11 protein-coding genes are annotated in these 13546 nt (G+C 48.6%); 7 read left to right on the forward strand and 4 right to left on the reverse strand.

Going from position 1 to position 13546, the window contains the following annotated elements; all coding sequences use genetic code 11:
• The first annotated feature begins 283 nt into the window (after positions 1 to 283).
• Complete coding sequence (locus KDK16_RS06920; RefSeq protein ID WP_257275310.1) at positions 284 to 1795, forward strand: YifB family Mg chelatase-like AAA ATPase; 1512 nt, start codon at positions 284 to 286, stop codon at positions 1793 to 1795.
• 159 nt (positions 1796 to 1954) lie between these two features.
• On the opposite strand, the gene phnW is transcribed toward KDK16_RS06920, so the two are convergent.
• Positions 1955 to 3106: a 2-aminoethylphosphonate--pyruvate transaminase gene (phnW, locus tag KDK16_RS06925; RefSeq protein WP_257275311.1), complete on the reverse strand. Its 1152-nt coding sequence runs from the start codon at positions 3104 to 3106 to the stop codon at positions 1955 to 1957.
• Positions 3107 to 3374: 268 nt separating this feature from the next.
• Here phnW and KDK16_RS06930 point away from each other — a divergent pair, with 268 nt between their 5' ends.
• From KDK16_RS06930 to KDK16_RS06950, 5 genes are all read left to right on the forward strand, one after another.
• Positions 3375 to 4100 (forward strand): UTRA domain-containing protein, encoded by a 726-nt coding sequence (locus tag KDK16_RS06930; RefSeq protein WP_257275312.1) that lies wholly within the window; start codon positions 3375 to 3377, stop codon positions 4098 to 4100.
• A 99-nt stretch (positions 4101 to 4199) separates the two neighbouring features.
• The gene (locus KDK16_RS06935; protein WP_257275313.1) at positions 4200 to 4868 is read left to right on the forward strand and encodes a phosphonatase-like hydrolase; all 669 of its coding nucleotides are present in this window, start codon (positions 4200 to 4202) and stop codon (positions 4866 to 4868) included.
• Between the two features lie 177 nt (positions 4869 to 5045).
• Complete coding sequence (locus tag KDK16_RS06940) at positions 5046 to 6068, forward strand: putative 2-aminoethylphosphonate ABC transporter substrate-binding protein (protein WP_257254358.1); 1023 nt, start codon at positions 5046 to 5048, stop codon at positions 6066 to 6068.
• A gap of 90 nt (positions 6069 to 6158) precedes the next feature.
• The gene (locus KDK16_RS06945; RefSeq protein ID WP_257254359.1) at positions 6159 to 7217 is read left to right on the forward strand and encodes a putative 2-aminoethylphosphonate ABC transporter ATP-binding protein; all 1059 of its coding nucleotides are present in this window, start codon (positions 6159 to 6161) and stop codon (positions 7215 to 7217) included.
• Positions 7218 to 7233: 16 nt separating this feature from the next.
• Positions 7234 to 8961 carry a putative 2-aminoethylphosphonate ABC transporter permease subunit gene (locus tag KDK16_RS06950; RefSeq protein WP_257275314.1) on the forward strand — a complete coding sequence of 576 codons (1728 nt, stop codon included), beginning with the start codon at positions 7234 to 7236 and terminating at the stop codon, positions 8959 to 8961.
• A gap of 88 nt (positions 8962 to 9049) precedes the next feature.
• On the opposite strand, the gene KDK16_RS06955 is transcribed toward KDK16_RS06950, so the two are convergent.
• Positions 9050 to 10078, reverse strand: a complete 1029-nt coding sequence (locus KDK16_RS06955; protein WP_257275315.1) for a succinylglutamate desuccinylase/aspartoacylase family protein — start codon at positions 10076 to 10078, stop codon at positions 9050 to 9052.
• 11 nt (positions 10079 to 10089) lie between these two features.
• Entirely contained in the window at positions 10090 to 10992 is a 903-nt protein-coding gene (rimK, locus tag KDK16_RS06960) for a 30S ribosomal protein S6--L-glutamate ligase (protein WP_257275316.1), read from the reverse strand.
• 393 nt (positions 10993 to 11385) lie between these two features.
• On the opposite strand from rimK, the gene KDK16_RS06965 reads away from it, so the two are divergent.
• Positions 11386 to 11877, forward strand: a complete 492-nt coding sequence (locus KDK16_RS06965) for a hypothetical protein (RefSeq protein ID WP_257275317.1) — start codon at positions 11386 to 11388, stop codon at positions 11875 to 11877.
• Positions 11878 to 12195: 318 nt separating this feature from the next.
• Here KDK16_RS06965 and glmS read toward each other — a convergent pair.
• On the reverse strand, positions 12196 to 13546 hold a 1351-nt coding region (gene glmS / locus KDK16_RS06970; RefSeq protein WP_257275318.1), incomplete at its 5' end, for a glutamine--fructose-6-phosphate transaminase (isomerizing).

Raw genomic sequence — 13546 nt, forward strand, 5'->3', positions numbered from 1 at the left:
CATGGAACGGGACCATTGACGAAAAATTAGGTTCTTCCAAAATGATTAAGGGTGAGGGCTTCACCGTGGATCGTGACATCAACGGTGCCAGAAATATCTTTCTTAAGTGTTTGACAAGGTAGCTTGAACCTTAGCCATAACAGCGAGTGTTGCGCTCGTTGCGGATTTAATCAAGAGCAGATCTCTGAATTACTGCTATTCTCAACCCTTCAGTTTTGCACAGGCATTCCATTTCGGTCTGCCGCAACAATAAAAACAAAAGTACAGAAAGAAGGGAGTGTTTATGCTGCGGTTAGCTGTTGTTCAAACCCGCGCCAAAACCGGGCTGGATGCACCTGCCGTATCGGTTGAAGTTCATTTGTCGGCAGGTCTGCCAGCCCTGAATATGGTGGGTCTGCCGGAAGCCGCTGTTCGCGAGAGCAAAGACAGGGTAAGGAGCGCAATCCTCAACAGTGGTTTTGAGTTTCCTGTTTCCCGTATTACTGTCAATCTGGCACCTGCGGACCTTCCTAAAGAAGGCGGTCGTTTTGATCTGCCCATCGCCCTGGGCATCCTTGCGGCATCAGGTCAACTCAAGCCTGAGTCGCTGGCAGGTTATGAGTTTCTTGGTGAACTGGCCCTGTCTGGCGAACTGAGACCGATCACAGGCTCACTGCCAGCATCTATAGCCTGCAGTCAATCGTCTCACACACTGATGCTTCCCCAGCTGAATGCACAGGCGGCAGCCCTTTGCCCTGATGCAAAAGTGTTGGGTGCAGACAACCTGCTCAGAGTCTACGCTCATCTCACCGGTAATGAACATCTGTCAGAAGCCACCTGCAACAGGAATGAATGTCCTGTTGATTACCCCGACCTGCTGGATGTAAAAGGCCAGCAACAGGCTAAACGAGGGTTAATGACAGCAGCCGCTGGTGCTCATCATCTGATTTTCTACGGTCCTCCGGGTACTGGTAAAACCATGCTGGCCAGTCGCTTGCCGGGGATTCTTCCCGAGATGAATGATCATGAGGCTCTGGAAGTAGCCGCCATACATACTTTGTCTTCCTACAACCAGCCGCCGTCATGGAAACAGCGCCCCTTTCGCAACCCCCACCATACGGCCTCTGCCGTCGCTCTGGTGGGTGGCGGCAGCCAACCCCGACCGGGAGAGATTTCCTTTGCACACAACGGTGTCCTGTTTCTGGATGAACTGCCGGAATTTCAAAAAGTGGCCCTGGAAGTGCTGAGAGAACCCCTGGAAACAAGGGAAGTGGTTATTTCCCGCGCCAAAGGTCAGGCCAGTTTCCCGGCAGGCTTTCAGTTAATTGCCGCCATGAACCCCTGCCCCTGTGGATACCTTGGAGACCCACAGAAAGCCTGCCAATGTTCTGCTGAGCAAGTCAGACGCTATAAACGAAAACTGTCAGGCCCATTACTGGATCGCATAGACTTGCAAATAGAGGTCTCCAGTCAGAAAACGGAGCGACTTTTTGAAAGCCGGTCCGAAGATGAAAACCTCTCAACTGAAAAAATCCGTCAGCAGGTGATTGAGGCAAGATCTATCCAGCAATGCAGGCAGGGGAAACCCAACGCACGGCTGTCTGCCAGTGAGATGAATGAATACTGTTCGCTGAATAAAAAAGAACAGAATTTCATGACCCGACTTTGTGACAAATTGGGTTACTCGGCCAGAGCCGTACACCGAATATTGAGAGTGGCCAGAACTCTGGCCGATATCGATAAGGAAAAAGATATTCAACAAAAACATCTTGCTGAAGCAGTGCATTACAGAAAGCTGGATCGTGAGTCAGGTTAGCCTCCCGGTTTTAGAGCAGGTCCATCATCTTCAAGAAACTTGATGGTGTCGAGCTATGTAAAAAGTGGCCCTGAAGGTCAGTACGGCCTGATTTTCCAGGTCGTACTGCTTCAGCATTTTACCCTCTGGTTCAGAGAACTTGTTGACACCTCAGCGACATCAATGCCCCTGCCAGTACATGCTTTCTGAAACCGCTTTAATTAATTGACTGATGTCTTCTGGATAGACTTCCCCGATGTTGCCGATTCTAAAACAGTCGGCATCAGACACTTTACCGGGATAAATGACAAAACCTTTCCCTTTCAGCTGCTCATAAAAGCGGAGGAATTCATAATCGGGATGCTCTGGAGAGTAAAAAGAAGTAATAAACGGAGAGTGTAGCTTATTGTCTAACAGGCATCTGAAGCCCAGTTCATTCATACCCTGGACGAGCAAACGCTGATTGGTGGAGTAACGCTTGTGACGGGCAGCAATCCCGCCCTCTTCATTCAGCTCAGCCAGAGCTTGATGAAAAGCCCTCACGGTGTGAGTGGGAGAAGTAAAGCGCCACTTGCCATGATTTTTTTCCATGCACTGCCACTGATCATAGAGATCCAGAGACAGGGAGCGGGCCAGCCCTTTGCATTGGGATAAAAGAGTGCGACGGGCTATGACAAAGCCAAAACCGGGAACACCCTGAATACACTTGTTGGCAGAGCTGATCAGAAAATCAATGCCCAGCCCGGCAAGATCAATCGGGACACCGCCAAAACTGCTCATGGCATCCACAATCAGAATGCATTCATGTTTCTTCACCACAGGTGCTATGACTTCAATAGGATTCAACATGCCTGTTGTGGTTTCACAATGAACAATGGCGACATGGGTGATGGCTTTATCTTCAAACAGTATCTGTTCGATTTTTTCAGGTGTCGGAGGACTGATCTCGCCACAATTCAGAACGCTATGAGGAATCTTGAGATACTCGGCAATCTCGGCGATGCGGGCACCGTAAGCCCCGTTATTAATAACCAGTAGCTTGCCTTCATCAGAGATCACTGACCCGATCGTTGCTTCTACCGAAGCAGTGCCACTGCCCTGCATGAGGACGGCAGTATAATCCTCAGTACCCGAGGCCAGCTTTATCAGTTGACTGCGGATCTCTTCCACCACGCCAAGGTTGTAATCATCATCCCAGGTGCACCAGTCTCGCAGCATCGCTTCACGAACACTGGCCGAGGTAGAGAGAGGCCCGGGAGTCAGCAGAAGATAGGGGTTTTCCAGACTCTTTTCTTTCACAGTTGACACTTCTTTTGTAGGCATGGCTTTCATGAGACACCTGTAGAAACATAAACTTCAATCTTCTGGTATATACCAATTTGCATAAAATCATGACGGGGTCACTTTTTTCTGTAAATAGCCAATGGACATTCTTCACAAAAACTTCACATTCCAGTCTGAAAACCCCGGATAAAGAAGACCCAGACCTCAGTGAAACGAATATTTAATTGTCATAACAGCGATCATTTAATTGTCATAAATACGGCTTAGTATGGTATATACCAGTTGAGAATCCATTGACCCTGAGAGAACAGTATTTATGGGACAGGGAAAAAATCAGTATCAAATCATCCGTACAGCCCTGCATGAGCAGATTGAAAGTGGTGTATTGAAACCTGGAAGCAAGCTGCCCTCGGAGCGTCTGCTGAGTGAAAAATTCAGCACCACCCGCATTACTCTCAGAGAGTCATTGTCATCACTTGAAGCCGACGGACTGGTCTATCGCGAAGATCGCAGAGGCTGGTTTGTTTCACCAGAAAGAGTGACCTACGACCCCACAGTGAATGCTAACTTTCACACCATCGTCACACATCAGGGCAGAGTGCCTGGTACCCGGATGCTCCATGCCGATTTGGTGCCAGCCCCCACCAGAGTTCAGAAGCTGCTTCAGATTCCAGCTCTGACCCCGGTGTATCGACTGCAACGCCTTCGTTCAGTGGATGGGCGGAATGTCCTGTATGTAGAAAATTACATGAACCCTGCCTACTTCCCGGATCTGCTTCAGCACGACCTGTCCCGATCACTGTCTGATGTCTATCAGGAACATTACAACCGACGGTATGCCCGTGTCAGCTTCAGGTTGTATCCTGTCGGTCTGAATGCCGAGGCTTCTTCTCATCTCAAGGTCACCACTGGCAGTTCTGGCTTACTGGTTGAGCGCACAAACTACGATCAGTCGGATCTATTGATTGACTGTGACTTCGAGTATTGGCGACAGGATGCCGTGGTTATTGCAGCCAACACCACTATAAACCCTATGGCTTGAGAGCTACAAATACCAGCTGGTGTCCACGGCACGAGCAATTTATTAATGAGCGTTCATAAACTTTTAATTTCCAGATCTAACCACTGAAAAGAGGTCACAATGAGCAAAATTCAACTCGCCGTTTTTGATATGGCCGGTACTACAGTCAATGAAGACAACGTCGTTTACAAAACGGTTCATAAGAGTCTTGTCGACGCTGGCTACGACTTCACCCTGGATGAAGTTCTTGAGCACGGCGCAGGCAAAGAGAAACATCAGGCCATCAAAGATACCCTGTCGTCCAAAGGCTTCGACCACTCGGACTCGGAAAAAATCTTCCAGTCCTTTAAAAAACAACTGACACAAGCTTATGCGGAACTGGCAGTGACCTCATTCGACGGCGTGCCCGAGCTTTTGAAGGAGCTGCGGGCAAGAGACATCAGGGTTGCACTTAATACCGGCTATAGCCATCAGGTAGCAACAGGCCTGCTGAAAAAGATGAACTGGATGCCCGGAGTCGAATTCGATGCTCTGATTACAGCGGATGATGTTACAAACGGCAGACCTGCACCCGACATGATTGAACTGGCCATGGAGAAAACCGGCGTTCACGACAGTTCACAAGTGCTTAAAGCGGGAGATTCTGCCATTGACATTGAGGAAGGAAAAAACGCCCACTGTGGTATCACCGTTGGTGTGACCACCGGAGCCCAGAGCCGGGAGCAACTGACTGCAGCCGCCCCAACGCTAGTGCTCGATAGCTTAACCGAGATTCTCAAGCACATTTAAACGCTCGTCACCCACCTGCTATCCCCGGCTGGGTGACTCCATAGTCTCGCCCCTCCTATTAAAAATGTCACAGAGACGAAAAAGATCTGTAATATTTTAGTCACCTCCTTCTCGTAGAATTCTGTCATCCCTTCTGGTATTGACCAGAATAAAATGATTGTCTGACTGGAGAGACCCATGAAAAAGCATCTGACAGCCCTGACCCTTGCAGTCACTTCGATTTTCAGCGCCTCATCTTTTGCCGCATCTCCTGTGGAGTTGACGGTTTATACTGCTTTTGAGACTGACCTTCTGAATCGCTACAAAAAAGCCTTTGAGCAGGAAAACCCGGATGTCAGCATCAAATGGGTACGGGACTCTACCGGCATCATGACGGCTAAACTGCTGGCAGAAAAAAATAACAGCAGGGCAGACGTCGTATGGGGTCTGGCCGGTTCCAGCATGGCACTGCTGAAGGATGCAGGCGTGCTGGACACATACACGCCTAAAGGTCTGGATGAAATCAAGGCACAGCTGGTTGATCCTGAAGCCGCCAAAGCCTGGTTTGGCAATCAGGCTTACTTCAACGTGATTTGCTACAACGAAGCAGTAGCCAAAGCCAAAAATCTGCCCAAACCTCAATCCTGGCAAGACCTGCTTGATCCGGTCTATCAGGGTCAGATTGCCATGCCTAATCCGGCCTCTTCCGGTACTGGCTATATGCAGGTTTCCGCCTGGCTACAAAGCATGGGCCAAGACAAGGGCTGGGCCTATATGGATAAGCTCAACAACAACATGGCCCAATACACTCACTCAGGCTCCAAGCCCTGCGTTCAGGCTGCCATGGGTGAAGTGGCTATTGGTATTTCCATGGCCGTTCGTGGCGCCCAACTGAAAAGTCAGGGCGCACCACTGGACCTGATTCTTCCCAAAGGCGGCATTGGCTGGGATGTGGAGTCAGTTGGTTTGGTGGCAGGCACCGACCAGGCTGCAGCTGCGAAAAAACTGATCGACTGGTCTCTCAGCCAGCAGGCCAATGAACAATATGTTGAGGCTTACCCCGTTGTGGGCCACAAAGACGTCAGTAAAAAAGTGCCCAACTATCCAGATGTTGAAAGCGCCATGGTGGATATGGACTTTGGTGAAATGGCCAGTGAGCGTGAGACTGTGCTCGCTGAGTGGTCCAAGCGTTTCGACCATATGTCTGAACCCAAATCTTGATGTCTCACCGGCAATAATGCAGAAAGCGCCGTTTATTCCCCAATGGGAATAAGCGGCTTTTCAGGTTTAGAGCTTTAGGAAGTTAACGCTATGCAACCCTTTCTCACCATCGAAAGCCTGGGGAAAAGCTTTGGCGATTTCACCGCCCTCAAAGAAATTTCCCTGTCCGTAAACAAAGGTGAATTCATCTGTTTTCTCGGCCCTTCTGGCTGCGGAAAGACGACACTACTGAGAATGATTGCCGGACTGGAAGCCTGTCACCAGGGAGAGATCTGGCAGGATGGCACCCGCATAACATCACTTCCACCTGAACAAAGAGACTTTGGCATTGTCTTTCAATCCTATGCCCTGTTCCCCAACCTGAGTGTCGCAGAGAATATTGGTTTCGGTTTGAAAAACCAGGGTCAATCCAAACGAGAAGTCGAAAAGCGTGTTAACGAATGGCTAGACATTATCGGTCTGCCGGATTCCGGCCCCAAATTTCCTTCTCAGCTATCTGGCGGCCAACAACAGCGTGTAGCACTGGCCAGAGCTCTGGCACTCTCCCCGGGACTGTTACTGCTTGATGAGCCTCTCTCTGCCCTGGATGCCAAAGTCAGAATCAGATTGCGGGAAACAATCTGTAAGCTGCAAAGAAAACTGGGCATTACCACCATCATGGTGACTCATGACCAGGAAGAAGCCATGGCCATGGCTGATCGCATTGTGGTGATGAATCACGGACACATTGAACAGACAGGCACGCCTGAAGATATTTATAAACACCCGGCTTCTCGCTTCGTTGCTGAATTTGTCGGTGCCATGAACTTTCTGGAAGGTGATACCAACAGCAACAACCAGATCCAGCTGGCCAATCAAACGCTCTCTTTGCCAGTGGCTGAATCAACAGCGAGAAAAGTCATTCTTGGAATACGTCCGGAAGACCTGAGCTTCAGTGAAGGCCAGTCTGCACTGCCAGTCAGTGTCGAAAATCTGGAGTTTCAGGGTTCCTTCGTTCGTGCAGAATGCAGTCCTGTGGGCTGGGGCACTGAGCGGCTGATTAAAGTCGATGTACCTATCCACCAGCTGGCCGCTCTGGAGCTTGAACCGGGAAGCCTGAACCAATTGTCCCTGAGTGAAAAACATATCCATGTCTTCCCCGCAGTATGATGAGTCCGCTTTGACTATGAGTATCTCTACACACACCCCGGCGGACGCAGACTCTCCAGCACTGAGCCGGAAATCTCTGCTGCCAGCCATCGGCAAGGATCAATGGGTTCTTGGATTGGTCATCGCAGCGGTTGTTCTATATCTGATCATTACACTGTTACTGCCACTTCTGTCGATGCTGGCAAGAAGTGTTCAGGACAGCGATGGGGCTTTTATTGGTCTGAATTACTTTGCTGAGTATCTTGGCAACCCGGCTCTCAGCCAGTCCATTGGCAATACGCTGAAAGCGGGTGCCATTGTTACGACAATAGTTGTTAGCTTGTCATTCCTGTTTGCCTACGGACTGACACGGACGCAGATGCCTCTCAAACCACTTTTCAAGGTATTGGGCATGTTACCCATACTGGCGCCCTCCCTGCTGCCTGCCATTAGTATGATTTATCTGTTTGGCAATCAGGGGGTAGCTGTAGACCTGCTATTCGGTCATTCTATTTACGGCCTGCCCGGTATTGTTATGGGTCTGGCTTTCTGGACCTTTCCCCATGCCCTGTTGATTCTTACGACCGCGCTTTCGACCTCCGACGCCAGACTCTATGAAGCAGCACGTTCCATGGGGACTTCTCCGTTCAGAACCTTCACAACGATCACTCTTCCAGCGGCCAAATTTGGTTTGATCAGCACAGTCACTGTCGTTTTCACTCTGGTCGTCACCGACTTTGGTGTCCCGAAAGTGATTGGCGGCCAATATAACGTACTGGCCACCGATATCTACAAACAGGTCGCCGGTCAGCAGAACTTTGCCATGGGTGCCGTCATCAGTGTGCTTTTGCTGATACCGGCGCTATTAGCGTTTGTCATTGATCACAGAGTTCAGAAAAAACAGAAAGAATTGTTTGGCGCTCGTTCTGTCAATTTTGAGCCTGAGCGAAACCCTGTGAAGGATGGCCTTTTTTTCCTGCTTTGCAGCCTGATCTCTCTGGCCATTCTGGCCGTGGTGGGCATGGCGATTTATGGCTCACTGGTCACTTTCTGGCCCTGGAACATGGCGCTGTCCTGGAACAATTATCACTTTGAAAAGTTCAGTGCCAATGGCTGGGAGCCCTACCTCAACTCTCTGGAAATGGCGTTCTACACGGCTATTGCCGGAACCCTGATTATTTTCATTACGGCTTACAATGTGGAAAAAAGTAAGTTGCCACCCATTCTGAAACACTTTATCCACATTATGGCCATGTTACCGATGGCAGTACCCGGTATGGTGCTGGGTCTGGGTTATATTTTCTTCTTTAACCAAGCCGGTAATCCATTGGGAATACTCTACGGAACCATGGCGATTCTGGTCATCAATACCACAGCCCACTACTTCACCGTGGGGCACCTGACGGCATTGACCGCCCTGAAGAAGTTACCCGCTGAGATCGAACAGGTAGCCGCATCGCTCAAAATTCCTCAGTACAAAGCCTTCCTTAAAGTATCCCTGCCGGTCTGCACACCTGCTCTGCTGGATATAGCGATCTACCTTTTCGTCAATGCCCTGACCACCACATCGGCTGTCGTTTTCCTATATTCCACCGATACGATGTTGGCTTCCGTTTCTGTAATGAATATGGAAGATGCCGGACAAACAGGCCCGGCCGCAGCCATGGCCGTTTTGATTTTGGCGACCGCAGCCTGCGTTAAAATAGGTCATATGACTTTGGGTAAGCTGCTATTGAACAGAACCCAGAAATGGAAACGCTCCTGAAGCAATGTCAAGTAAGCTTAAGCCCCTTCAAGTCCGGCCAGATTTCTGGTCGGCTATTTATCCCGGAACATTCATCAAGCCGCTTTGGTTACTCCAAAACCGGTGATTCAGTTTGCAACGCTTCCTGCATCATACCTATATCCTCAGCAACATCATTATCAGGTTCGGAAAAAAAAGCGATATGAAACACAGCCTCACCTTCCTGAACAAGAGGAATGTTCTGTTTACCAATAATGATGCCTGCCTGTGCGGCTTTGACCAGAGCAATGATTTCACCAAACGGGCTTCCAATAGTAGCTAACGGGGTTCCTTTATCAACTTGATCGCCCAGTTTTTTAAGTGAGTTGAAAATACCGCTGGCATTAGCTCTGACCCATGAACTTTTGTTAGCTATATAAGGTGTGAAGGATTTTACCTTGCGCCTCAATCTGACCATCCCCAGCTTAGCCAGAACATTGATAACGCCGTTAACTCCCGCACGTATACTGACTTCATCAAACCTTAAGGCTTCTCCAGCTTCATATAGCAGTATACGTGTATTATGCTCTTCAGCTGACTGCCGAAGGGACTGGTCGCGAATATTGGCATTCAATAAAACGGGTACCCCGAACGCTTTTGCCAGGCTCAGAGTTTCTGTGTCCATTAAATTGGCACGAATCTGAGGCAGATTTGAGCGATGTATAGCCCCTGTGTGAAGGTCTATACCGCATTCACAAAGGCTGACTATTTCTGTCAGGAACATGTGCGCTAACCGGCTCGCCAGTGAGCCTTTCGGGGAACCGGGAAAGCTTCTGTTTAAGTCTCGACGATCCGGGAGATACCGGCTTTGATAAAGCACCCCATAAACATTAACCATGGGCACAAGAATTAACGTACCCGCAGTCACTTTAAATGTCTTCAAATTGATGAGCCGGCGAATAATCTCAATACCGTTCAGCTCATCGCCGTGAATGGCTGCGGACACAAAGACCTTTGGACCAGGTTTTCTAGTGTGTATGACATGTACAGGCACCGAAAAATCCGTATCGGTATATAGCTTTGCAACCTCCAGACGAACTTGCCTGGTCTGCCCGGCCTTAATCACACAACCACCAATACTGATATCTGGTACTAACATCGTTGCTACCTTTAGCCTTTTCCACGAGTTCGGGTTGATTTCGTTGTTTTGCTTTCAATAAATTCGTAGATCATGCCAGCAACATTTTTTCCAGTTGCTTTTTCAATACCTTCCAAACCCGGAGAGGAGTTAACTTCCATAACCACTGGGCCATTGTCAGATTGTAAAAGGTCGACACCGCAGACGTTCAGTCCCATGACTTTTGCGGCATTAGCTGCAGTTGCTCTCTCCTCTTTTGACAAACGGACGAGTGTGGCTGTTCCGCCGCGATGCAGGTTTGAGCGAAACTCTCCATCTGCTGCTTGTCGCTTTATAGCTGCTACAACTTTGCTACCAATCACAAAACAACGGAGATCTGCACCGCCTGCTTCTTTAATAAACTCCTGTACTAATATATTCGCTTTTAACCCCATAAAAGCTTCAATGATTGCTTCTGCCTCTCTCTGAGTAGATGCCAGAACTACACCGATACCATGAGTACCCTCCAGTAATTTTACTACGACTGGTGCTCCGCCTACGTTCTTGATGAGATCCTTTACATTTTCGGGCTTACTGGCAAAACCTGTTCTTGGTAATCCAATATCTTTTCGTGACAACAGTTGTAAAGAACGTAATTTATCGCGTGAGCGGGTAATGGCAACAGATTCATTCACACAGAAAGTGCCCATCATTTCAAACTGCCTGACGATGGCCGTGCCATAAAATGTAATGGAAGCTCCAATTCTTGGTATGACAGCATCGTAGTAAGGAAGCGACTCACCGCCACAACGAACAGTGGGGCGACTGCGTGTTACATCCATATAGCAATGGAGTGTGTCAATAACATCAACTTCATGACCTCGTTCTTCACCCGCTTCTTTCAGGCGACGAGTTGAGTACAATTTGGGGTTACGAGACAGTACTGCAATTTTCATATTGACTCCAGTCCACTTCAAGAGAGAAGCCCGAAGGAATAAGAACCCTTAATCTAGTCCAAATATGCATGAGCACTTACGTATGGTTTTTACCTTAATCGCTGAGTGTTTCAAAGATGCCGGACAAACAGGCCGGGGCAGCAGCCATGACCGTTTTGATTCTGGCAACAGTGCTGCATCAAGACAGGTTCTATGACTTTGGGTAATCTGAGACTGAGCAGAACCCGGAAATAAAAATACTCCTGAAGCACACTTAAACCCTCCAAATCCGGTCGGATTTCTGGCCGACCATTCAGACACCTACGGAGTCATAGTATACGCAGACTTGGACAGCTGAAAACTTCATGTCTATAAATGACGCAGGTTTTTTGAAAATTGTATTTGAGAGCATTAATGACCATTAAGCTTTTGTGGGTAACTTTCTTCATTTTAATTTCAAATATATGTCTTGCCGGCATTGAGCAAGATCTTGAAGAAATCAAGAAAAATATGAAAATAGCTTATGAAAAAATAGAAGAGACTAAACATAAGTTAAAAAGGCCAAACCTTGTAGTGTCTGACCCTATAGCAGCTTCAGGAGGCTTTGAGTTCAGAATGTGTGGTTTCTCAAGAAATGCTCCGGAAGCAAGAGACGCTTTGCTTACAGCTCTAACCCATTTAACAGAAGTTTTGAGCCAAATAAAATTTTTTGCAGAAAGCTATCCTGAGCTTGAACAAGCTGAAACACTATTAAATCTTCATTCCGCTGCGCAGCATCCACTAGAACATGCTTTATCAGTGAGTCATGTGCTAATTGGATTACCTTACGCTCCTGAAATAACGAATCAGCTTCAGGAAGTTGAAAATTTAGCAGAAAAAATCAACTCGGAACTGAGCAGAATTTAGCTTCAGAGGCTCTGTGGGGGACAATTTCGAGACAAAGCTTGATATGAAAGGGTGAATCAGCCTTTCACCACCCCTGTCAGGAATACATAGACTCGTAAAAAATGCCCATCTCGCCGTTGGGTTCTGGCGGGAATTTTTTCTGGTCTGGAAATAAACGACTCTGCTTTTTCAGTTCCTGCCTGATTCTGTGCCGGATAGCAGCATAGACCATCAGACGTTGATGTACCTGAATGTCTGTTTATTTCTTTGACAACAGATTTCAGGTAAATATCAACCGGGGTGGTGAAAGGCAGATAAAGGCTCTGCCTTAAACCGCAATCACTCCACCGTCACAGACTTGGCCAGGTTACGAGGCTGATCAACATCCGTTCCCTTGATAATGGCCACGTAGTAGGACAACAGTTGCAGAGGGATGGTGTAGAGAATGGGGGCGACGACTTCCGGCGCTGTTTCTACAGGTAATACCTTAATGCCGTCGCCGGCCACCAGACGGGCGTATCGGTCTGCAAAGACAAACAGCTGTCCGCCTCTGGCGCGAACTTCTTCCATATTGGATTTCAGCTTTTCTAAAAGATCGTTGTTGGGTGCCACCACAATCACGGGCATATCGCTATCAATCAGAGCCAATGGACCGTGTTTCAATTCACCTGCCGCGTAGGCTTCGGCGTGAATGTAGGAGATTTCCTTCAGCTTTAGCGCACCTTCCATGGCAATTGGGTATTGGGTACCGCGACCTAAGAAAAGGCTATGATGCTTGTCAGCAAAATCTTCAGCGACTGCTTCAATCTCATTGCTCATTTCCAGCGTACTGCTGATGATATGGGGCAGCTCTCTCAGGGCTTTTACTACTTCGGATTCCTGCTCTTCGGTCATTCCGGTGTGGCGACCAATGGCTGTTACCAGCATCAACAACGCAGTCAGTTGAGTCGTGAAGGCTTTGGTTGACGCGACACCGATCTCGGCTCCAGCCCGGGTCATCAAAGCAATATCAGACTCTCTAACCATGGAAGATCCCGGAACATTACAAATGCTCAGGGAAGCCATGTAACCCATTTCTTTAGCCAGCTTCAGAGCTGCCAGAGTGTCTGCTGTTTCGCCTGACTGGGAAATAGTGACGAACAGGCAGTCCTCAGGCACAAAGAATTTGCGATAGCGAAACTCTGAGGCAATTTCTATACGACACGGGATTCCGGCCAGCTCCTCAAACCAGTAGCGGGCCACCATACCGGCATGATAACTGGTCCCACAGGCAACAATCTGGATGGCTTTGGTTTTATTGAGAAGCTCGATACCGTTTTTACCCAGAATATCCAGGTTCAGCTTTGTCTCACCCAAACGGCCTTCCAGCGTGTTGGCAATGGCATCGGGTTGTTCATGAATTTCTTTGAGCATGAAGTGACGGTATGGCCCCTTGTCTCCGGCATCGTGCTCAACGTCACTTTCTCTGGCGGCACGGGTCACACTTTTACCATCGACATCAAAGACAGACACCGTTGTCCGGGTCACTTCAGCCACATCACCTTCTTCCATGAACATGAACCGACGGGTCACCGGAAACAGCGCCAACTGATCGGAGGCAATGAAGTTTTCACCCAGTCCCAGACCTATGACCAGTGGACTGCCAGAACGCGCAACCACCAGCCGCTCGGGATCTTTGCGATCCATAACG

This window comes from Endozoicomonas sp. SESOKO4 (assembly GCF_024606275.1).

What these genes read in the sequence shown, in the direction of transcription:
- KDK16_RS06935 (WP_257275313.1), top strand. Translation starts at nt 4,200, where the DNA reads ATGAGCAAAATTCAACTCGCCGTTTTTGATATGGCCGGTACTACAGTC.
- KDK16_RS06965 (WP_257275317.1), top strand. Translation starts at nt 11,386, where the DNA reads ATGACCATTAAGCTTTTGTGGGTAACTTTCTTCATTTTAATTTCAAAT.
- KDK16_RS06945 (WP_257254359.1), top strand. Translation starts at nt 6,159, where the DNA reads ATGCAACCCTTTCTCACCATCGAAAGCCTGGGGAAAAGCTTTGGCGAT.
- KDK16_RS06950 (WP_257275314.1), top strand. Translation starts at nt 7,234, where the DNA reads ATGAGTATCTCTACACACACCCCGGCGGACGCAGACTCTCCAGCACTG.
- phnW (WP_257275311.1), bottom strand. Translation starts at nt 3,106, where the DNA reads ATGAAAGCCATGCCTACAAAAGAAGTGTCAACTGTGAAAGAAAAGAGT.
- KDK16_RS06955 (WP_257275315.1), bottom strand. Translation starts at nt 10,078, where the DNA reads ATGTTAGTACCAGATATCAGTATTGGTGGTTGTGTGATTAAGGCCGGG.
- rimK (WP_257275316.1), bottom strand. Translation starts at nt 10,992, where the DNA reads ATGAAAATTGCAGTACTGTCTCGTAACCCCAAATTGTACTCAACTCGT.
- KDK16_RS06920 (WP_257275310.1), top strand. Translation starts at nt 284, where the DNA reads ATGCTGCGGTTAGCTGTTGTTCAAACCCGCGCCAAAACCGGGCTGGAT.
- KDK16_RS06940 (WP_257254358.1), top strand. Translation starts at nt 5,046, where the DNA reads ATGAAAAAGCATCTGACAGCCCTGACCCTTGCAGTCACTTCGATTTTC.
- KDK16_RS06930 (WP_257275312.1), top strand. Translation starts at nt 3,375, where the DNA reads ATGGGACAGGGAAAAAATCAGTATCAAATCATCCGTACAGCCCTGCAT.